This window comes from Roseicyclus amphidinii (assembly GCF_030163755.1).
Classification (GTDB): domain Bacteria; phylum Pseudomonadota; class Alphaproteobacteria; order Rhodobacterales; family Rhodobacteraceae; genus Roseicyclus; species Roseicyclus amphidinii.
This window is the reverse complement of the sequence record NZ_JASJOE010000034.1, coordinates 18,526-39,133: the sequence shown is the minus strand read 5'-3', so window position 1 is coordinate 39,133 and position 20,608 is coordinate 18,526. Positions and strand designations below refer to the sequence as shown.

The 20,608-nt window shown below is 66.7% G+C and carries 19 protein-coding genes; 11 read left to right on the top strand and 8 right to left on the bottom strand.

Annotated features, from left to right (window positions below; genetic code table 11):
• Positions 1-2,487: hybrid sensor histidine kinase/response regulator (locus QQK83_RS12245; protein ID WP_284264596.1), on the bottom strand; the 2,487-nt coding region annotated here is incomplete at its 3' end.
• 18 nt (positions 2,488-2,505) lie between these two features.
• Positions 2,506-2,991: a putative pterin-binding protein gene (locus tag QQK83_RS12240; protein WP_284264594.1), complete on the bottom strand. Its 486-nt coding sequence runs from the start codon at positions 2,989-2,991 to the stop codon at positions 2,506-2,508.
• Positions 2,992-3,264: 273 nt separating this feature from the next.
• Between QQK83_RS12240 and QQK83_RS12235 the strand changes: the two genes are divergently transcribed.
• Entirely contained in the window at positions 3,265-3,894 is a 630-nt protein-coding gene (locus QQK83_RS12235; RefSeq protein WP_284264592.1) for a response regulator, read from the top strand.
• 116 nt (positions 3,895-4,010) lie between these two features.
• On the opposite strand, the gene QQK83_RS12230 is transcribed toward QQK83_RS12235, so the two are convergent.
• The 3 genes from QQK83_RS12230 to QQK83_RS12220 all read right to left on the bottom strand — a co-directional run bounded on the left by QQK83_RS12230 (position 4,011) and on the right by QQK83_RS12220 (position 6,791).
• A complete protein-coding gene (locus QQK83_RS12230) occupies positions 4,011-5,051 on the bottom strand; it encodes a cytochrome-c peroxidase (RefSeq protein ID WP_284264590.1) in 1,041 nt (346 codons plus the stop codon).
• A 159-nt stretch (positions 5,052-5,210) separates the two neighbouring features.
• The gene (locus tag QQK83_RS12225; RefSeq protein ID WP_284264588.1) at positions 5,211-5,558 is read right to left on the bottom strand and encodes a TfoX/Sxy family protein; all 348 of its coding nucleotides are present in this window, start codon (positions 5,556-5,558) and stop codon (positions 5,211-5,213) included.
• A 234-nt stretch (positions 5,559-5,792) separates the two neighbouring features.
• Positions 5,793-6,791 carry an isopenicillin N synthase family dioxygenase gene (locus QQK83_RS12220; RefSeq protein ID WP_284264586.1) on the bottom strand — a complete coding sequence of 333 codons (999 nt, stop codon included), beginning with the start codon at positions 6,789-6,791 and terminating at the stop codon, positions 5,793-5,795.
• A gap of 463 nt (positions 6,792-7,254) precedes the next feature.
• Here QQK83_RS12220 and QQK83_RS12215 point away from each other — a divergent pair, with 463 nt between their 5' ends.
• From QQK83_RS12215 to QQK83_RS12200, 4 genes are all read left to right on the top strand, one after another.
• Entirely contained in the window at positions 7,255-8,109 is an 855-nt protein-coding gene (locus QQK83_RS12215) for a universal stress protein (RefSeq protein ID WP_284264584.1), read from the top strand.
• A 130-nt stretch (positions 8,110-8,239) separates the two neighbouring features.
• Entirely contained in the window at positions 8,240-9,211 is a 972-nt protein-coding gene (locus QQK83_RS12210) for a Bug family tripartite tricarboxylate transporter substrate binding protein (RefSeq protein WP_284264582.1), read from the top strand.
• A gap of 41 nt (positions 9,212-9,252) precedes the next feature.
• The gene (locus tag QQK83_RS12205) at positions 9,253-9,756 is read left to right on the top strand and encodes a tripartite tricarboxylate transporter TctB family protein (protein WP_284264580.1); all 504 of its coding nucleotides are present in this window, start codon (positions 9,253-9,255) and stop codon (positions 9,754-9,756) included.
• A gap of 17 nt (positions 9,757-9,773) precedes the next feature.
• Positions 9,774-11,297 carry a tripartite tricarboxylate transporter permease gene (locus QQK83_RS12200; protein ID WP_284264578.1) on the top strand — a complete coding sequence of 508 codons (1,524 nt, stop codon included), beginning with the start codon at positions 9,774-9,776 and terminating at the stop codon, positions 11,295-11,297.
• A gap of 162 nt (positions 11,298-11,459) precedes the next feature.
• Here the strand turns inward: QQK83_RS12200 and QQK83_RS12195 are convergent, their stop codons facing one another.
• Positions 11,460-12,164 (bottom strand): carbonic anhydrase family protein, encoded by a 705-nt coding sequence (locus QQK83_RS12195; protein ID WP_284264576.1) that lies wholly within the window; start codon positions 12,162-12,164, stop codon positions 11,460-11,462.
• A gap of 334 nt (positions 12,165-12,498) precedes the next feature.
• Positions 12,499-13,470, bottom strand: coding sequence for a LysR family transcriptional regulator (locus tag QQK83_RS12190; protein WP_284264574.1), 972 nt, complete (start codon positions 13,468-13,470; stop codon positions 12,499-12,501).
• 106 nt (positions 13,471-13,576) lie between these two features.
• Here QQK83_RS12190 and QQK83_RS12185 point away from each other — a divergent pair, with 106 nt between their 5' ends.
• Genes QQK83_RS12185 through QQK83_RS12160 form a run of 6 tightly spaced genes read left to right on the top strand, consistent with a single transcriptional unit; the run spans position 13,577 to position 19,256 of the window.
• The gene (locus tag QQK83_RS12185; RefSeq protein ID WP_284264573.1) at positions 13,577-14,629 is read left to right on the top strand and encodes a C4-dicarboxylate TRAP transporter substrate-binding protein; all 1,053 of its coding nucleotides are present in this window, start codon (positions 13,577-13,579) and stop codon (positions 14,627-14,629) included.
• 4 nt (positions 14,630-14,633) lie between these two features.
• Positions 14,634-15,209 (top strand): TRAP transporter small permease subunit, encoded by a 576-nt coding sequence (locus QQK83_RS12180; RefSeq protein WP_284264572.1) that lies wholly within the window; start codon positions 14,634-14,636, stop codon positions 15,207-15,209.
• Positions 15,196-16,506 (top strand): TRAP transporter large permease, encoded by a 1,311-nt coding sequence (locus tag QQK83_RS12175; protein WP_284264571.1) that lies wholly within the window; start codon positions 15,196-15,198, stop codon positions 16,504-16,506. The genes QQK83_RS12180 and QQK83_RS12175 overlap by 14 nt, the downstream gene beginning before the upstream one ends.
• A gap of 10 nt (positions 16,507-16,516) precedes the next feature.
• A complete protein-coding gene (locus QQK83_RS12170) occupies positions 16,517-17,293 on the top strand; it encodes a cyclase family protein (RefSeq protein ID WP_284264569.1) in 777 nt (258 codons plus the stop codon).
• On the top strand, positions 17,290-18,279 hold the full coding sequence (gene kce / locus QQK83_RS12165) for a 3,5-dioxohexanoate:acetyl-CoA acetone transferase (RefSeq protein WP_284264567.1): 990 nt from the start codon (positions 17,290-17,292) through the stop codon (positions 18,277-18,279). The genes QQK83_RS12170 and kce overlap by 4 nt, the downstream gene beginning before the upstream one ends.
• A complete protein-coding gene (locus tag QQK83_RS12160) occupies positions 18,276-19,256 on the top strand; it encodes a fumarylacetoacetate hydrolase family protein (protein WP_284264564.1) in 981 nt (326 codons plus the stop codon). The genes kce and QQK83_RS12160 overlap by 4 nt, the downstream gene beginning before the upstream one ends.
• A gap of 593 nt (positions 19,257-19,849) precedes the next feature.
• On the opposite strand, the gene QQK83_RS12155 is transcribed toward QQK83_RS12160, so the two are convergent.
• A complete protein-coding gene (locus QQK83_RS12155) occupies positions 19,850-20,497 on the bottom strand; it encodes a hypothetical protein (RefSeq protein ID WP_284264562.1) in 648 nt (215 codons plus the stop codon).
• Positions 20,498-20,608 lie beyond the last annotated feature (111 nt).

Sequence of the window (20,608 nt, the reverse complement as noted above, 5' to 3'; positions counted from 1 at the left end):
CGCACCCGCGGCCTTGTGGGCGAGGTCGCCACTGTCCGCCGCGCCCGTGCGGGCGGCCTCCAGCGCCGCCGCGGCATCCTCCAGCGTCGCGGCCAGAAGTCGGCGCGCGGTGTCCGCCCCGACCAGTCCGGCCAGGTCGTCGATATCCAGTTCGGGCGCAAGCATCTCGTCCTCCGCTGCGTCGTCCTCCGCCTCATCTTCCTCCGCCAGGTCGACCATGTCGAAATCGCCGCGCGCGACGGCGGCGAAGGTCGCGGCGAGCGTGGCGGGTTTCACCGGTTTGACGAGCGTGGTCGCCATGCCGAACTCGTGGAACAGCCCGGCGTCCTCGGCCTCCATCAGGGCGGTCACCCCGATGATGACCGCCGCGCGCGATGCGCCCGCCTCGCGGATGGCGAGGCTTGCGTCGCAGCCGTTCATCACCGGCATGTTCACATCCATCAGGATCACGTCGAACCGCGTCTCGCGGGCGAGGTCCACGGCCTCGCGCCCGTTGCGGGCCGAGGCCGTGCGGTGGCCCAGCCGCTCGACCATGCGCAGCATGAGCGTGCGGTTGACCTCGTTGTCATCCACCACCAGCACGTCGCGCCGGTCGCGCGCGGCGACGTCCTCGGCCGGTTCGTCAACCGGTGCCGCAACGACCTGCACCGCATCGGCGCCCGTGGCGCGCGGCAGGACGAGGTCGAACCAGAAGCGGCTGCCCTGTCCAAGGGCACTGTCGAGGCGGATCTCGCTTTTCATCGTCTCGACCGCGATCTTCGTGATCGGCAGCCCGAGGCCGGTGCCCCACAGGTTGCTCGACCCCGCGGCCCCGGTCGCCCCGCCTGCGTCGGTGGGGTCGGCCGTCGTCTCGAACAGGCGGAAGATGCGCTCGTGATCGGCTTCGGCGATGCCGGGCCCTTCGTCGATCACCGCGACGCGCAGGGCGATGGCGTCATCCGGGCCGGCCTCCCCGAACGTCAGTTCGACGCGGACGCGGCCGTTGGTGGTGAACTTCACCGCGTTGCCGATCAGGTTGTAGAGCGCGCGGGAGAACGCGTTGGGATAGCCCAGCACGCGCGTGTCGCTGCCCGGCCCCGTGACCGCCATCTCGATGGTGTTCCCATGCTCTTTCGCATAGGGGCCAAGCTGGCCGAGAAGGTCGCTGACGATGCGGGCGGGCTGGAAGGGGGCCGCGGTCTCGCGCAGGGCCGTGGCGCGGGTGAATTGCAGCACGTCGTTGATCTGCGACAGCGCCCGTTCGCTGCAATTCAGCGCGGTGTCATAGAGGTTGCGCGTGTCCGCATCGAAGCCGCGGGGGTCCATCAACTCGAGAGCGGCGATCAGACCGTGCAGCGGCGTGCGCATCTCGTGGCTCATGGTGGCCAGGAACATGCTTTTCGCGGCAGCGGCGCGGCGGGCCTCGTCCACGGCGGTGCGCATGGCGTTTTCGGTGCGGACCTGCTCCGAGATGTCGCGGATGAAGGTGATCAGGATGCGGCGGCCGTCGTGATCGACGTCATTGGTGACCGACAGTTCGATCGGGAAGACCTCGCCGTCGAACCGCCGCGCCAGCGTGCGGCGCGAGATGCGGACGCTGTCCTGCCGGGCGGCATGGCGCATCGCGTCGTCGATGGTGCGCCGCACGAAGCGGCGCAGCCGCCGCGGCACGAATTGCAGCGAGGTGTCGGCCCCGATGACATCGCTGGCCGGGATGCGGAACATGCGTTCGGCGGACTTGTTGAACAAGAGCATCTTGCCGTCGAAGGTCGTCACCACCACGGCGCTCAGCATCGCCTCGTAGGCCTTGAGCACGGTCGAGGCGGCGCGTTCGGCGGCGACGCTGCGATGTTCGAGCGCATGGTTCAGACGCGCCGACAGAAAGGCCGCGGCCAGGATCAGCGCCAGAAGGCCCAGCGTCTGCATCAGGAAGTATTGCCAGATCTCGCGCTCGCGCTCGCGGGCCTGCTGGGCGGTGTCGATGAAGAATTGCAGACCCGTGGTCACCACGCCGCGGACAAGGTCGGTTTCGGCCGTCAGCGCATCGCGGAACCCCTGCAGGCCCGCCATGTCACCGGGGTCGAGCGCGTCGATCTCCTCGGCCAGCTCGATCCGCAACCGGTTCAGCCGGTTCAGCCGGGCCTCGAACTCGGGCGACACTTCGAAGGCGCGCATCGCCGCGAGGAAGACGGTCACGCGGCTGTAGAAGATGTCGAACTCGGTCACCAGGCTGCGCCAGCGCGCATCGGGAACGCGGCCGCCGCCCTCCCGCATCTCCTCCAGCGTTTCGGAGGTGGCCAGCAAAAGGGCGAGATGATCGACCTCGAGCTGCGACACGATCCAGCCCTGGTTGTCTGAATTGGCGTCGCGCACCTCGCCCAGGCGGCGGTCGAAGGAGATCGCGCTGCCCACAAGCGCAAGACAGGACAGGATCAGCAACCCCAGCAGAATGGCACCGCCCACGCGCCCGAAGGTGCGAGAGCGGTAGAAGATATTCCTGTGGGGCACCGTGCCGGATCCCGCGCGTCAGTTGACGGTGATGCCGCTCAGCTGCCACACGCTGTAGGCGTAGACGCTTTCCGCGCGGAACCGTTCGTCGCTGTCATAGGGGAAGATCACCCACAGCGGGCCCTTGTTGCGCACGCTGAAGGGTTCGCCGTCGATCCGGGCAGCGATGATCGGCGCTTCCGCCTCGATCACGTCGCGCGGCATCTCGACCACGTAATCATTGATCGCAACAAGCGTGATGTCGCCGTCGCCCGCGCCGATCTCGTCCAGCAGGCTGGCCAGGGAGGGGCCCGAGAAGGTCAACACGCCCTCGGTCCAGATGGTCGAGGTTTCGACGGTGATCTGGGGCAGTGCCATCAGGTCGGCATCGGTGAAGTCATGCGCGCCGTCCGCCACATCGCCCTGTATGGTCAGGATGACGTCTTCTGCGGCGGCGGCATGCGTCATGGCGAGGGCGGCGAGGGCCGCTGCGCCGACGACTTGCAAGAGAGAGCGTTTGTTCATGTCAACCTCGGATAAAGCCACGGGCATCACCTACAGCATGACGCGCAAGATTGTAGAACTATCGAAAGATATATGTATTGTTCTTAAGTGTTCGCCGGGGTTCATTGACATGTGCGACAAGTGCGAAGGGACGCATCGGGATATCCGACCGACCAATTCGATGAACGTGGTATACGATTGTGGTTCCGCTCTGGCGTGGCCCTACTTTCGCCACGAAACTGCGGGAATGGTAAATGCACTCCTGCTGAACGAGAATGAACAGGTGCTTTTGAGATGGTGATGATTTCGGAAACCACATTGCGCGTCCTGATTGCGGACGATCATCGCCTTTTGGCCGAAGCTGTTGGAAATCTTCTCAGCAGCGGCGCGGATTTCTCGGTCACGACGGCGGAAACCTTCGACGAAACGCTTGCGGCGCTTGCAGCGGGGCAGTTCGAGATTGTTCTTCTGGATCTCAAGATGCCCGGCATGATGGGGCTCGCCAGCGTCAAGACGGTCGTGGAAAAGGCGCAAGGCGGGCGCGTCGTCCTGTTCACGGGGCGCGTGGACCGGCATTTCCTCAATAGTTCGCTCGAGCTGGGGGTGCGTGGCCTGATCCCCAAGACGATGCCGCTGCAATCGCTTCTCAGTGTGATCCAGCTGATCAACTCGGGGCAGGTCTTCGTGCCGCTCGACGGGCCCGATGCGGGCGGGCCGGCCAAGGCGGCGGACTCGCCCCTGAACGAGCGCGAGCATTTCGTGTTGAGCCGGGCCTCCGAAGGGCTGACCAACAAGGAGATCGCGCGCGACATGGGCATCACCGAGGTTTCGGTCAAAATGCACATGCGCGCCATCTGCAAGAAACTGAACGCCCGCAACCGCGCCCATGCCGTGATGATCAGCCGGGAACGCGCGCTGATCTGACCGGGGTGGCCCGGGAATCACGGGGCCGCGATCCGCAACGAGAAGACGGATCGCGGCCCCGACCGGACCCGCCCGCCGAAGGGAGGAGACGGCGCGCGGGTCGGTATCGGGCCAGCCTACATCGGCTCGGGCCGCGGGGTCGCGGGGGTCGAGACCGGAAGGGTCGGATGCACCACCTCGGGGATCTCGCCCGTCAGGCTGCGCAGGAAAGCGGTGATGTCGGCGATCTGCTGATCGTCGAGATCCGCCCCCAGCTGCGAGACGCCCATCACGGCGACGGCCTCTTCCAGCGACCAGACCACGCCCGAGTGGAAATAGGGGGCGGTCAGCTCGATGTTGCGAAGCGGCGAGGCGCGGAAGACGTAATCGTCGGCCGCGGTCGCCGTCACCTCGAAGCGGCCACGGTCGCCTTCGGGCAGGACGGCCGCACCGGGGCGTTCCACGAGGCCGAAGGGATAGTAGCCCTCGCCGCCCATGTTCACGCCAGCGTGGCAGGCCGCGCAGCCCTCGTCGATGAAGGCCTCGAGGCCGCGGATTTCCTGCTCGGTCAGGCTGTCGGCGCCGTTCAGGAACTGGTCGAAGCGCGAGTTCGGCGTGGTCAGCGTGGCCTGGAAGGCCTCGACCGCGCGCGCGAAATTCTCGAAGGTGACCGGGTCCTCCTCACCGGGGAAGGCCTCGTTGAAGGCGGTGATGTAGCCTTCCATCGAGGTCAGCGTCTCGATCAGCCGTTCGGGCGTGTTGTTCATCTCGACACCGGCCTGCACCGGACCCATCGCCTGCTCGGCGAGGTTGGCGGCGCGACCGTCCCAGAACTGGGCGATGTTGAAGACGGCGTTGTACATGGTGGGCGAGTTGCGCGGACCCTGTTGCCAGCCGTGGCCGATCGAGGTCTGCAGCCCGTCGACCCCGCCGAGGCCGACGTTGTGACAGGACTGGCAGGAGAACAGGCCCGAGCGCGACATCCGCGGGTCGAAGAACAGCATCGCGCCGAGGTCCACGCGGGGCCGCGTGATGATGTTGTTCTCGAGGTCCGGCGCGGACAGCGGGATCGGGTCGAACAGGTCGTTGGCGTAGGACCGCAGCTCTTCATTGGCGAGCGCGGGGCCCGCCAGGGCCGCCAGAAGGGCGGCGGTTGCGGTCAACGTCAGGTGTCTCATGGGCCATTCTCCAAGGGTCGGCGCGTTTCCGGGGTTTCCGATCTGGAACGATTCCAGACTAGACGCGCGTGCCAAGTCGTTGATTGACGTGGATCAATGGGGCTGCCGATTTCGGGCGGGCAGCCTGTGGCAGCCTGCCGCAGCGCAGCGCGATGCCCGTCAGCGCCGCCGGCCGGTTCCGATCTCGTCGAGGACCCGCTCCAGCTCGAAGGGCGGGTCGGCCCCGGTCGTCTCGGCCTTCATCGCGTCGAAGGCCGCGCGCAGCGCGTCTTTCTCCGCGCCCTTGCAGTCGTTCCAGGGCCGGCCCTGCAGCGCCATGTGCAGCGCGTAGAACCCTATGAAATGCGGCCGCGTGCCCGCGGCGAGCATGGCGCGATACGCGGCCCCCGCGCCGATCCGGCGCAGCGCGCTGGCCGTGGTGATGCCCGCTCGGGCAAGTTCGGCCGCTTGCGCCGGGCCGATGTGGCGGATGGCGGTGACCGGGTCGTCACCCTCGGGCGCGGTCATCGCGGGGCAGGCACGGCGGGGTGCCGGTCAGATGCTCGCCCAGTCCTTGAAGCGCACGGGCGCGGCCACGGGGGCAGGGCGCTCGCGCTCGGGGGCGGCACCCTTGGGCGGAGCGGGCTTGGGGCTTGGCGTCGGCATGGGTCTGTCCTTTGTCTCGATCTGCGCGATACCGGGACAGGCTGCGCCCCGATTGCGGCGTGATTGAGGCGACCGTGACCCTGCGCCATGGCCCTTCTATCCCATTTTTCGCAACGCATCGTAATTCGCCCGGATGCGGTCGAGGATGTAATCGCCCGCGGTGATCGCGGGATATTTCCGCTCGGGGCCCTGCAGGACGACATCCTTGTTCGCCTGTGCGAAGAAGGGGATCGAGTAGCGCGGCCCGAGGTATTCGCCTTTCCGCGGCATCCGCACGCGGTGCGGGTTCGACAACAGCCGGTCGTCGGACCAGCGCATCAGCATGTCGCCGATGTTGCAGGTGATCACGCCGGTGACCGGCTCGACGCTGGTCCAGGCGCCCTCTTCGGCGGCGTGGCCGGGGCAGACCTGCAACCCGCCCTGTCCGGTCTTCTGATGCAGCAGGGTCAGGCAGTCGAAATCGGTATGCGCCCCCGCGCGCCAGCCCGTGAAATCCTCGGGTTTCGCGTTTTCCATCGGCAGGTAATGGATCAGCCGCAGCGTCGATTGATACTCGGGCGAGGCGGGGTCATGGGCGCGGGTGAACAGATCCTCCTCGAAGCCGAGCTTCAGGGCGAAGCACGACAGCACCTTCATCGCCACGCCCCAGTTGGCGGCCTCGAAGGCCAGCATCTTCTCGCGGAAGCCGGGGATCTCGGCGGGATCGGGCCAGAGGCCGTCCATCCGGGGTCGGGTGATCTGGTAGCTTTCCTTCTGATCCGGTGTGCCGGTCGAGGGGCGGACCTGGCTCTTGAATTCCCAGCCCGCGTTGGTGCCGGGGCGGAGCGGCGTTTTCTCCTTGGCCGCCGCGGGTTGTGCAAAAAACGCCTCGGAGAGGGTGAAGGCCTCTTCGATCTGTTCAAGCGGGATGCCGTGGCCGGACAGCTGGAACAGGCCCAGCGTGGTCGCGGCCTGCCAAAGCTCTTCGGCGATCTCGGGTTTGCGGGTGTCGTAATCGGACAGGTCGATCAGGGCGACGGAATGGGTGCCCTCGGTGCCCAGCCCGCCGATGCGGGTTTCGCGGTTGAGCTCTGCATGGGAATAGCTGTCGGTCATCGTCGCTCCTTCGCGGGCATGCGCCGCGGAAGGGAGCAATGACCCGAGGCGCGCAGCCCCTGCCAGCTTCTACTCCGGTGAAAAAAGCTGGCGACCCGGCCAATGTGGAAGAGAGACGAGGAGGCGGGCCGCCAGCTAGGTTTTCCTGCCAGCCGGACACCCCGTAAGGAAGGGAGGAGAAGCGGTGTGCCGTCTGACTGGGTTCAGGATGGCGCAGCCTGCGCGGATCGCAAAGCGCAGCCTCCGCACAAGTGGCAATAGTTTCGCACATGCTCAACTTTTGAGCGCCCGACCCCGGTCAAACGGGCAGCTTGCGGGCGTCATGCGGATGGATCGCGGCGCGGGTGGCAGCGGCCCCTTGCCGATTTCGCCGGAAATTTCCCGAAACGAGTCTATAACCATCTTCAGGGAGATGCGCCCGAGGCCGGTGGAGGGCCGCAGGCGCGGCAAGGGAGGAACGGGAATGCTTGCAAGAATTCTGGTGCCGGTCCGGGGCGACGGCATGAGCGAGACGGTGCTGGCCCATGCCGCCGCGGCGGCGCATCGCCACAAGGCGCATGTCGTGGTCGCCCATTGCCGGGCCAAGCCCGACGACATGATCCCCTACAGCACGCTTTTGCCCCGGTTCGCGCGCGACACGATCCTGTCGCAGGCCGCCGAGCTGGCCGACCAGGAGGAAACCGCGCTGCGCGCCTCTCTGCACGAGCTGGCGGGCGCGCTCGACCTGACCGAGACCGACAGCCCCGACGGGTCGCGCGCCACGGTCCAGTTCGTCGAGGAATTCGGCCGCATGGCCCATGTCATCAAGCACAACGGGCGCTTGGCCGACCTTGTCGTGGTCGCAAAGCCGGACCGCGACCGCAACCTCGGCACCAACGTGCTGAAGACGGCCCTGTTCCAGACCGGGCGGCCGGTTCTGATGTGTCCGCGGGGGCGACCCGTGGCCGAGGGGTTCGGGCGGCACGTGACGGTCGCCTGGAACGGCTCGCTCGAGGCGGCGCGCTCGGTCGCGCTGACGCTTGACGTGGTGGCGGGGGCCGAGACGGTGACGATCCTTGCCGTGGGCGCGGGCGAGCTGCACGGCGCCACGGCCGAGGAGCTGCGCGACTACTACGCCCTGCGCGGCGTGGCGGCGGATGTGCTGCATTTCGAGGCGAAGAAACCAGGCCTCGCCCTGATGGAGAAGACGCGCGAGATCGGGGCCGATCTGCTGGTCATGGGAGCCTACGGCCACAGCCACGAGCGCGAGACGATCTTCGGCGGCAACACGCAATCCGTTGTGGACACAGCGGAATTTCCTGTCCTTCTGGCGCATTGATCGCAATGTTATTGCGCGCAATAAAATAATACTTGAAGCGGCACCTTTGTAATTTAGTTACTCCCGCAATGCAGTGACGCAGGGGCGAGCTGATCCCCGTGTCGGCAGTCACGACAGGGGAGGAACAATCATGTCGTTCACCAAGGGTGGAGTTTTCAAGGCGGCCTGCGCCGCGCTTATCGTGCTCTCGCCGCTTCCGGCGGTGGCCCAGGACTGGGAGCCGCGGCGCCCGATCGATTTCACGATCATGGCGGGCGCCGGCGGCGGCGCGGACCAGATCGCGCGTTTCCTGCAGTCGGTCGCCGAACGCTACGACCTGACCAACCGCCCGCTGGTGCCGACGAACCGCGGTGGCGGCTCTGGGGCCGAGGCGCTGTTGCATGTCAATTCCGCCTCCGATCCCGATCACACGATCCTGGTGACGCTCAACAGCTTCTTCACCACGCCGATCCGGCAGGACAACCTGGGCATCGACATCCAGACCTTCACGCCGGTGGCGATGATGGGCGTGGACCCCTTCGTGCTCTGGGTGCATGTCGACAGCGGCATCACCAGCCTCGACCAATGGCTCGAGACGGTGCGCGGCATGAACGGCGACTACGTGATGGGCGGCACCGGCACGGGGCAGGAAGACAGCATCGTCATCGCCTACATGTCGGATGCCTTCGACATCTCGGTCAACTACATCCCCTACGATGGTGGCGGCGCGGTGGCGCGTGACCTGGCCGGTCAGCAGATCATGGCGACGGTGAACAATCCCGCCGAGGCCAAGGGCTTCTACGAGGCGGGCCAGTTCGTGCCGCTCGTGGCCTTCTCGGACGAGCGTCTGCCCGCCTATCCCGACGTGCCGACGATGATCGAGATGGGGCACGACTTCTCCTACTACAACCAGCGTGCCGTCGTGGGCGCGCCCGGCATGTCGGACGAGGCCGCGGCCTATTACCAGGACGTGTTCACGCAGATCTACGAAAGCGACGAATGGCAGGCCTACCTCGAAAGCGAGAGCCTGTCGCCGCTCTGGATGGATGCCGAGCAGCAGCGCGCCTACTGGGCCACGCAGGTCGAAACCCATCGCGCGCTTCTCGCGGCGCTCGGCGAATAAGACCCGCAGCGTGACCGAAGCCCGAACGGCAGGGGGCCCGAATGCGCAAGGGTGAAATCGTGACGGCCGGGGTTCTGGCGCTCTTCTCCATCTACCTGATGTGGAAGAGCACCGAATTGCCCATCGGCTATGTCTCGGGCCGGGGGCCGGGCGGTGGCGCCTGGCCCTTCTGGCTCTCGGCCATCATGCTGGCGTGCTGCGGCATGATCGCCTGGAACTGGTGGCGGCGGACCTCTCCGCCGTCGCAATCCGACGAGCCGTTTCTCGATGCCTATGGCTGGCGGATGGTGATCTTCGTGGGGGGGGGCGTCATCGTCTTCGTGGCCCTGATCGAGGTCATCTCGATGTACGGCGCTATCGCCGTCTTCCTGTTCTATTACCTGCGCTTTCTCGGGCGTCACGGCTGGGGCCTGAGCCTCGGGCTGTCTCTGGCGACCCCGATCCTGTTCTTCTTCTTTTTCGAAGGTGCGATGCAGATCACGATGCCGACGGGCCTGTCCTTCACGGACCCGGTCTTCGACATCCTTTATGAAATCATCTACTAGGTCAGGCGCCTCAAGACATGGAAATCCTGTCACTTCTCGGCGACGGCATGCTGCTGGCGCTGCAACCGCTGAATCTCATGCTGATCATCGTCGGCGTGACCATCGGCCTGTTCATCGGGGCGATGCCGGGGCTGGGGTCGGTCAACGGGGTTGCGATCCTGTTGCCGATCACCTTTCTCGTGCCGCCCTCGGGCGCGATCATCTTTCTTGCGGCGATCTACTACGGCGCGATGTATGGCGGCGCGATCTCGTCGATCACGCTGGGCATTCCGGGTGCCTCGACCGCCGTCGCCACCACCTTCGACGGCAGGCCCTTGGCGCGGCAGGGGCGGGCGTCGCTTGCGCTGGTGACGGCGGCCATCGCGTCCTTCATCGGGGGGACGGTCGCCAATGTCTTCTTCACCGCCTTCGCGCCCTTGCTGGCCAGTGTCGCGCTGTCCTTCGGCCCGCCCGAGATCTTCGCGCTGATGCTGCTGGCCTTCGCCACCTTCGTGGGGTTGGGGGGCGATGACATCCCGAAAACGATCTTCTCGATCTGTTTCGGCCTCGTGCTGGGGGCCATCGGCTTCGACCAGATCTCGGGCGCGCCGCGGCTGGTGCTGTTCGACATCAACGGCTTCCTGCAAGGGATCGGCTTCCTCGTGCTGGCCATCGGGGTCTACGGCATCGGCGAGATGCTCTGGACCATCGAGCAATCCCGCGGCGATGTCGAAAGCACGACGCCCAAGATGACCATGAAGGGCATGGCCGCCGACACGGCGGAATCCATGCGTCGCGGCTGGAAGGGGACGGCCATCGGCTCGATCCTCGGCTTCTTCGTGGGCATCCTGCCCGCGGCAGGCGCGACGCCCGCCTCTCTCATGTCCTACGGCGTGGCCAAGATGGTCAGCCGCAATCCCAAGGATTACGGGCGGGGCAACCCCGACGGGGTGGCAGCGCCCGAGGCCGCGAACAACTCGGCCTCGACCGGGTCGATGCTGCCGATGCTGACGCTGGGCATCCCCGGCTCGCCCACCACGGCGATCCTCCTGGGCGGCATGGTGATCTGGGGGTTGGTGCCCGGCCCGATGCTGTTCGTGAACGAGACCGAGTTCGTCTGGGGGCTGATCGGGTCCTTCTACATCTCGAACATCGCGGCGGTGCTGATCAACCTCGCCTTCATCCCGGTCTTCATCTGGATGCTGCGGATGCCCTTCACGATCCTTGCGCCGATGATCTTCGTCTTGTCCATCGCCGGCGGCTTCGCCGCGACGCGGGACATGTTCGACATCTGGCTGATCGTGATCTTCGGGCTGGGGGCCTTCGTCCTGCGGCGCTTCGACTATCCGCTGGCGCCCGCAGTGCTGGCCATCGTTCTGGGCCCCATCGCCGAGCCGACGCTGCGCCAGTCGCTTCTGCTGTCCTCGGGCGATCCGTCGATCTTCTTCACCCGGCCCGTCGCGGGGCCGATCACGGTGGTGGCGCTGATCCTGATCCTGCTGCCCTTGCTCAAGCTGCTGCGCCGGGGCAAGGCGGCCGAGGGGGCGGGCCGCCCGTCGTGAAAGGCGCTTGGGCCGCGGCGGGTCCCTTGGCCGGGGGCGCGCCACGCCCGAGGGGCTGACGCCCCGCATCTGGCCGAGGGGATTGTTGGGCCGTGCCCGTATCCTCCGGATCGAACCTGACCGAGCGGGGCGCGCGCCGAGATGCGCGCCCCGCCCCTCTTTTCAGAGCAGCGTCACCTGCCCGGTGGCGATATCATGCATCGCGCCCACGATCACCAGCTCGCCCGCCTCGACCATGCCGGCCAGCACCTCGCTGGTGTCGAGGATGTTCTGAACCGCAAGCGTGACGTTGCTGTCGGCCACCCGCTGCACGAATTCGCTGTCGGACGAGCTGCGCACCGCGACGGGGCCCGCCGCGGCGACCGCGGGCTCGATGTTCTGCAACATCGCCGTCAGGTTGCCCAGCTCGACCTGGTCCACCGCGCCCTTGACCGCACCGCATTGTGTGTGGCCCAGCACGACGATGGCCTTGGCCCCCGCGACGCGGCAGGCGAACTCCAGGCTGCCGATGATGTCGGTGTTCACGAAATTGCCCGCGACGCGGGCGGTGAAGATGTCGCCGATCCCCTGGTCGAAGACCAGCTCGGGGGGCACGCGGCTGTCGATGCAGCCCACCACCGCGGCGATGGGATACTGCCCTTCGGAGGTCAGCCGCACCTGGGCCGCGAAATCGCAGTTGACCATGTTGCCCGACACGAAGCGCGCGTTGCCCGCCATCAGCTCATCCACCACGCCTTGCGGCGTGAAGCCCGCCTGGCGGTCTGCCGTCGGCATGGCGCAGACCGTCGCCGTGGCCCGCGTTGCGGTCAGCCCGACCGCGGTCGCCGCGACCGTGCTGTAGAAGAAGCCTCGTCTTGAGATACCCATCGTGAATTACCACCCACTGTTTGACACTGTTTACGTTTCACATGCCGCACGCGCCCTCCCGCTTGGCGACCGGTCGGACCCTCCAGAGCCATGACCGGCCCCGAACGGGGCTTTGCGCCGACCCCCCTAAACTGGCGGGCTGTTCACCCCGATCAAGGCATTGTTTCGGTGTGCAGGATCTTTTTCGCGGCAGGTGTCCGAGCCGTGACATCGGCCCCCCGCGCGGCCGCGGCGGTTGGCCACCGGATCGGCTTCGGCGGGTGCGCGGGACAGGTGCGTCCGGCACGACCGCAGCCGGTGGGGTAGCCGACCTTGCGCAGGTTCGGGGGCGGTGTCAGCGCCCCGGAGCCGCCACCCGGCCCCCGGAGGCGCGGTCGGCGCGGGGGCTGTCCATCTCCTGCGCGACGGCGACCATGACATCCTCGAGCATCTGCGCCTCGAGGTCGTGGTGGTGCTTGGCGGTCGTCACGAGATACTCCTGCAACGGCGGGATCGTGACCGGGGGATCGACGAAGACCAGCTCTTCCATCCCGGCGAAATGCGGCTCGAGGCGCTTGTGGATCGTGGCGACATTGCCCGTCCCCGAGACGTAATGCGGCAGCAGCACGAAGCTGGGCAAGGCGGCGGCGACGCGGACCGGATGGCCCAGCCCATAGAGCCATCGCTCGAAATGGCTGTTGCCGTTCTCGAGGAAGAAATTGGTGATGACCTGGGGCGCCGCGAAATAGGCCTCGGGGGTGAAGGCGTGGGGCAGGGCGGGGTTGTCGCGCCACAGCACGCAGCGAAAGACGTCGCGGAACAGGGGGCGTGCCTCGTAGTCGGTCATCAGCGCGAAATCGGGCGCGATCAGAAAGTCGATCACCCCGCGCTGGAAGCGCGCGATGGCCTCTTGCGTGAAGGGCACGACCGACAGGGTCACGTTCGGCGCAAGCCGCGACAGGCGTCGGGACAGGGCCGAGATGAAGACCGCCGAGACGTAATCCGACGCGATCAGAGTGAACTGGCGGCGCAGCGCCTCGAGGCTGTCGGTGGGCCGCATCCGTGACAGGGTGCGCAACTGGCCGATCATCTCGGGGATGCGCTCGCCCAGCCGTTGCCCGAAGGCGGTGGGGACCATCGCGCGCCCGTCGTAATACAGGATCTCGTCGCCGAAATGCGCCCGCGCCCGGCGCAGCGCGCTCGACATGGCCGATTGCGTGATGTGCATCTCCTGCGCGGCCGCGGTGACCGAGCGCAGGCGCATCAGCGCCTCGAGCGCGACCAGAAGGTTCAGATCGAGCGTGTCGAGATGCATGGCGGTATCCATGAGATTTATGGCGTGCAGTCTTATTATGAATTTTGAAACAGGGCAAGCCGCGGCTAGGTTTGCCCTGCAGGGTGCGAGGAGGCGACCCCGCCAAGGGAGGATAACCATGTTTCGTATGTCTATCGCGGCCACCGCGCTGGTGGCATCGGCCTATGCGGCATCGGCCGAGACGTTCAACGTGACCATCGTGGCCGGGCATCCGCCGGTGTTTCGCTGGGTGAAGCAGTTCGACGAAGCCTTCGTCCCGGCGGTTTCGGCGGCGCTCGAGGCGCAGGGCCACAGCCTGAACGCCATGGGCCAATACGGCGGAGCCATCGCCGGCGTCGGCGAAGAGCTCGAGGCCGTCGAGGCGGGGCTGGCCGAGATCGGCACCTGTTCGTCGTTGTTCGACCCCGCCAAGCTGGCGGTGCAGAACGTGACCTATTACACACCCTTCGTCAGCGACGACATCCGGCTGGTGACGGACGTCATGCATGACCTGCACCAGAACGATCCCCGCATGACCGCGGCCTATACCGACAACAACGTCGTCTACCTGGGCGCGCCCACGGCGCTGGACGATTACATGCTGATGACGAATTTCCCCGTCACCTCGCTCGCCGATCTGGAGGGGCGCAAGATCGCGGCCCCCGGACCGGCGATCAACTGGCTGTCGGGAACCGGGGCCGTGGGCGTGCAGGGCAACCTGACGACCTATTACAACGAGTTGCAGACGGGCGTGTATGACGGGGTGATCGTCTTCGCCTCGGCCGCCTTCCCCGGCCGCCTGCACGAGGTGGCCCCCCATATCACGCGCTTCGGCATGGGGGCGCAATTCGCCGGTGCGATCTGTGCCAACAAGGATTGGTGGGACGGGCTGGACCCGCAGGTTCAGGCCGCCTTCAGGGCGGGGGCGGATGCCGCGATGGACTGGTATCTGGACGATCTCGAAGGCTTCGTGGCCACCGCCTTCGCGGGCATGGAGGCGGCTGGCGCAACCGTGAGCGACGCCCCCGAGGCGCTGCGCGCCCAATGGGCGCAGAACATGGACAACGCCGCCGCCCAATGGGCCGCGTCGCTGGATGCGGGCGGCCAGCCCGGAACCGACATCCTGACGCTCTACATGGACCGGGTGCGGGCGGCTGGCGCAACGCCGCTGCGCGACTGGGACCGCGAGTAGGGCCATGCCCGTCTTCCGGCGCGCCCTGCGGTGGCTCGATGCCGCGACGCAGGGCGCGAATGTCTTCGGCACCGTGCTGATCGTCGGGCTTGTCGTGATGATCTGCGCCGATGTGCTGGGCCGCGAGGCCCTTGGCACCCCCCTTCGCGGTGTGCCCGAGATGGTCTCGCTGTCGATCGTGGCCATCGTCTTCGTGCAATTGCCGCAGGCCTTCGCGGCCGGGCGGCTGACCCGGTCGGACGGGCTGATCACGATGATGCACCGGCGCTTTCCAAAGGTGGCGGCGATGATGGAGACGCTTTTCGAGCTGACCGGGGCGCTGGTTCTCGGCACGCTGATCCATGCGCATTGGCCGATCCTCGTGCGGTCCTACGAGCGCGGGGATTTCGTCGGATCGGTGGGGAATTTCACCTTCCCGACATGGCCGGTCAAGCTGATGATCCTCGTGGGGGCGGTGCTGCTGTTGCTGCAGTTCCTGGCCCGCATCGCGCGCCGGCTGACCGGTGATTTGCCCGGACCCGGAGAGGGACCCGCAGCCGCAGCCCCACCCGCAGCCGGAGGCCGCGATGACACCCTTTGACATCGGCCTGCTCAGCCTTGCGGCGATGGGTGTTCTCGCCCTGGCCGGGCTTTACATCCCGATCGCGCTGATCCTGTGTTCCTTCGTGGGCGTCTGGGCGATCCGCGACAGTGCCGACCTTGCGGCGACGATGCTGGCGCTGGCGGCCAATGACGCGATCTCGAGCTATTTCTTCGGCGTGATCCCGGTCTTCGTGCTGATGGGGTTCATCGTGGCGGAGTCGGGCATGGGGCGCGATGCCTTCGATGTCGCCAACGCCATGTTCCGGCGCATCAAGGGCGGGCTGGGCGTGGGCACCATCGCGGCCAACACGATCTTTGCCGCGATCACGGGCATTTCCATCGCCTCGGCCGCCGTCTTCACCAAGATCGCCGTGCCCGAGCTGCGCCGCCACGGCTACACTCCGCGCTTCGCCGTGGGAGTGGTGGCGGGAAGCTCGGTCCTTGGCATGCTGATCCCGCCGAGCCTTTTGTTGATCCTCTACGGGCTGCTGACCGAGCAATCCATCGGCGACCTGTTCCTTGCCGGGCTGGGGCCGGGCCTGGTGCTGGCGGTGCTCTTCGGTCTTGGCACCATCGTCATGGCGATCCGCGCGCCGGGCTTCGTGGGCCGAAACCTCGGCGCCGACGACAGCACCCTGTCCCCGGCCGAGCTTCTGGCCAAGGGTCTGCCCATCACCGCGCTGATCGCGCTGGTGCTGGGGGGCATCTACGCCGGGTTCTTCACCCCGGTCGAGGCGGGGGCCATCGGCACCGCAGGGGCCTTCGTGATCGGTCTCGTCAAGGGGCGGCTGAGCCGGGCGGGGCTGTGGCGGGTTCTGGTCGACACCGGGCTGATCACGGCGGCCATCTGTTTCCTGCTCATCGCGGCGCAGATGTATTCGCGGATGCTGGCCTTTTCCGGTCTGCCCGCGGGCTTCGGCGAATTTGTCGCCATGGCCGATATCGGTGTTCTGGGGCTGATCCTGCTCTATTGCCTCGTGGTGATCCTGCTGGGAATGATCCTCGATTCCGGCTCGATCATGCTGATCCTCGTGCCCCTCATGCTGCCGGTCGTCACCGGGCTGGGCGTGGACCTGATCTGGTTCGGGATCATCACCGTGATCGCGGTCGAGATCGGGCTTCTGACGCCGCCCTTCGGCGTATCGGTCTATGTCATCAAGGCCACGCTCGACGACCCCGAGATCTCGCTCAAGGACATCTTCCTCGGGGCCGCGCCCTTTGCGCTGATCATGCTGATCTGCCTGGCCCTCGTCATCGCCTTTCCGGCCATCGCAACCGGCCTCATCGGCCGCTGAAGGAGGTGCCATGCGCCTGATCGACCTGTCGCGTTCGCTCGAGAACACCGAATACGCCGACCCGCCGGGGCTGGGTCCCAAGATCACCTACATGGCCCATCACGAAACCGCCGGGCAGATGCTCCAGTTCTTCCCCGGCGTCACGCCCGACGATCTGCCCGGAGGCGAGGGCTGGGCCGTCGAGCAGGTCACGCTGTCCACGCATAACGGCACCCATCTGGATGCGCCCTATCACTTCCATTCCACCATGGACGGCGGCAAGCGGGCCATCACCATCGACGAGGTCCCGCTGGAGTGGTGCTGGGGCCGCGGTGTCAAGCTGGATTTCCGGCACCTGCCCGACGGCCATGTCGCCACCCCCGAGGAGGTCGCCGCCGAACTGGCGCGGATCGGGCATGCGCTGGAGCCGGGCGACATCGTGCTGGTCAACACCGCCGCGGCTTCCGCCTATGGCACGCCCGGCTACGTGGCGACCGGCTGCGGCATGGGGCGGGCGGCCACCAATTACCTGACCGAACGCGGCGTGCGCATCACCGGCACCGACGCCTGGAGCTGGGACGCCCCCTTTGTCCACACCGCCCGCGAGGTGGCGCGCAGCGGCGACGCCGGGCTGATCTGGGAAGGCCACCGCGCCGGCATGGACCGGATGTATCTGCACATGGAGAAGCTGGCCAATCTCGAAACCCTGCCCGCCACGGGCTTCGAGGTGATCTGCTTTCCCGTCAAGATCAAGGCTGCGAGCGCGGGCTGGTGCCGCCCGGTCGCCGTTCTGAAGGACGCACCATGACCCCGACGATCATCACCTGTGCCATCACCGGCGGCGTGCATACGCCCACCATGTCCGACGCGCTGCCCGTGACACCCGAGCAGATCGCCGCCTCGGCGCTTGGCGCGGCGCGGGCGGGGGCCGCGATCCTGCATCTTCATGCGCGCGATCCGGTGACCGCCGCCCCCTCGGGCGACCCGGCGCATTACGCGCTCTACCTGCCGCGGCTGGCCGCGGGAACCGAGGCGGTTCTGAACCTGACCACCGGCGGCTCGCCCGCGATGTCGGTGCCCGAGCGGCTGTGCGCGGCCAGCCAGTTCGCCCCCGAGATGTGCTCGCTCAACATGGGGTCGATCAATTTCGCGCTGCACCCGCTGGCCGACCGGTTCGACCGCTGGAAACACGATTGGGAGGAACCCTTCCTGCGCGGCACCGAAAGCAACGTCTTTCGCAACAGCTTTGCCGAGATCCGCCAGATCAGCGACACCCTGCGCCCGCACGGCACCCGGTTCGAGCACGAGGTCTACGACGTCGGCCACCTCTACAACCTGAAATTCTGCCTCGACCAGGGGTTTTTCACCGGGCCGGTCTTCTTGCAGTTCGTGATGGGGGTGCTGGGCGGCATCGGGGCGGATGTCGAGAACCTCGTCTTTCTCAAGCGCACGGCGGACAAGCTCTTCGGTGACGGCTACCGTTTCTCGGTCGCGGCGGCGGGCCGGCAGCAGATGCGCCTTGCCGCTGTCGCCGCGCAACTGGGCGGGCATGTGCGCGTGGGGCTCGAGGATTCGCTCCACATCGGGCCCGGCCAGCTTGCGCGCTCGAACGCCGAACAGGTCGAGCGCATCGCCGAGATCCTGACCCTCCAGGGTCACCGCATCGCCACCCCCGACGAGGCCCGCGCCCTGCTTGGCCTGAAGGGCCGGGCGGCGACCCGGATCTCGCCCACCTCCACCCTGTCGACCCCCGCCGCGCCGCAGGGCGGCCAGCCCGAAGGAGCGACCCCATGAGACTGCTCACCCTGTCCGACGGCACCCGAGACGGGCGCCTGCACCAGGTCGACCGCGACGGTGCCCGCGTGTTGCCCCTGGCCGAGGCGCGGACCCTGCAGGAGGCGATGGACCACTGGGAAACCGTGCTGCCTGGGTTGCGCGCCGCGCAGGAGCGGCTGGACGCCGACCCGGAGCTGGGGGAGCCTTTCGATCCCGCGCGCGCGCTGGCCCCCTTTCCGCGGGCCTGCCAATGGCTTGACGGGTCGGCCTTCGAGACGCATTCGCTTCTGATCCAGCGGGCCTGGGGCCTGCCGGTTACCGGGCTGCCGGAGCGGCCACTGATGTATCAGGGCCTGTCGGACCGGTTCCTGCCGCCCAACGGCGTGGCGCGCTTCCCGTCCGAGGCGGACGGCATCGACTTCGAAGGCGAGTTCGCCGTGGTCCTTGGCGATGTGCCCATGGGCACCCCGGCCGAAGAGGCGGCGCGCCATGTCCGGCTGGTGATGCTGGTGAACGACTGGAGCCTGCGCGCGCTTGGCCCGGTCGAGATGGCGACGGGCTTCGGCTGGCTGCAATGCAAGCCCGCCTGCGCCGCCGCCCCCTTTGCGGTCACGCCCGACGAGCTGGGCCCGGCATGGGACCGGGCGCGCGTCTGCCTGCCGCTCGAGATCCTGCGCAACGGCACGCCCTTCGGTCGCGCCAACGGGTCCGAGATGCATGTCGGCTTCGACCGACTGATTGCCCACGCAGCCTATTCCCGCGACCTTCCCGCGGGCACGATCCTGGGCTCGGGGACGGTGGCCAACGCCGCCTATGCCGAGGTCGGCTCGAGCTGCATCGCCGAGCGTCGGGCGATCGAACAGCTGGAGGGGGGTGCTGCCACGACGCCGTTCCTGGCGACCGGAGAGCGCGTCGAGATGCGCGCTCGCCGGCCGGAGGGCGGCGACCTGTTCGGACCGTTCATCCAGACCGTGCAGGCCGGGTCGGGGGGATAGGCGCGGGTCACACCCGGTACACACCCTGTGCACACCGCGTGCATACGCGGTGGGGGGCGGATGTTGCCGGCAAGTGCCGGCAAGTGCCGGGCTGAAGCCCGGCCTACGGAGGGGGGCCTGCGCGCGCGCCCCGGTTGTCCGAAGAGCAGGGCCGGGCCGTCCGTCACCTGCCACGGGTGCATGTCGCGCCCGACGATGCGTCGGGGGGCGATCCTTGCCCCGGTGTCACCGATCCCGACGGGCATGTCGTTCCCGGCGCGGATGTCCCAGGGCACGACCGGCACCACGCGCGCGACCGCGGCGGCCGTGGCGAAGGGGAGGGCCGTCAGCGCGGAGAGGGAGGCGCGGAGGGGCAGGCGGGGCATGGGCGATCCTCGGGCTGTCTCGGGGCACGGGAGCAGCCTGCGCGGAACGGGGGGTGCGGGGCAAGGGGGAGTAGGGTGGGCAATTCTGCCCACCTTCCCGGCGGTCAGGGAGGGGCGCGGTGGGCAGGATTGCCCACCCTACGTGTGCGGCGGTCGGCGCGAGCGGCATGGGTGGATGGTGGGTTTCAATTACCCAATGCTTGCCATGTTTGATGAGGATGCCGCGCCTCAATCCGAGTCGTCTTCGTTCGGTGATGGCAGTTTTGGAATCTCTTCAGGTGCTGGGATTTGTTCGTACTCACCAGTATTTTTTCTTGCAATTCGGGCCACTTCTTGCATTCGGTCGGAAAGCGGCTTGATGTCCTTACCAAACTTCCCAAGAGTTTCGCCTAAATCGGATACGCCCCCCAAAATAACATCAAAAAGCCCTCTATTTGCGTGTACCTGCTGCTCAATTGCGGCAATTCGGTTCAATAGACGTCTCTTATGTGGATCGTCGAAATCTACTGAAGCGAAGACTATTTTTCGCATATCGTTGCACAGCTTAAGTACTCTTTCTTTGTCGGCCGCAGGCAGGGAAAAGGTAGCAAGAATACTCTCAGGCTCGTTTGTAGTATCATAGGCGCCAAATTTTTCGGATACCTTAATCAAGCGAAGTATACGTTCGCCAAAGTCTTTTTGTTTCGAGCCGTTGATCGGAAAACTCCCACTTACTATTAATTGTACCTTTTTCGGCAGCGAATCCGAAAGGACCTTTGCCAGTAATTGCATCTCGTCGTGGTCGGCTAGAGAAATTGATGGGCTACCTGACGCAGCTCGGCTTGCATTGGCTGCCAATTGCATGAAACGATCCATTGCTTCCAAATTATTTGCCACGGGCTTGACCTCTTTTCTCACACTCAATCATCCACACCCTCAACAAACCGCGCGTTCTCCTCGATCTACAGGACCCGCAGTTCCAGCTTCCCGCCCATCACCCGCCCCACC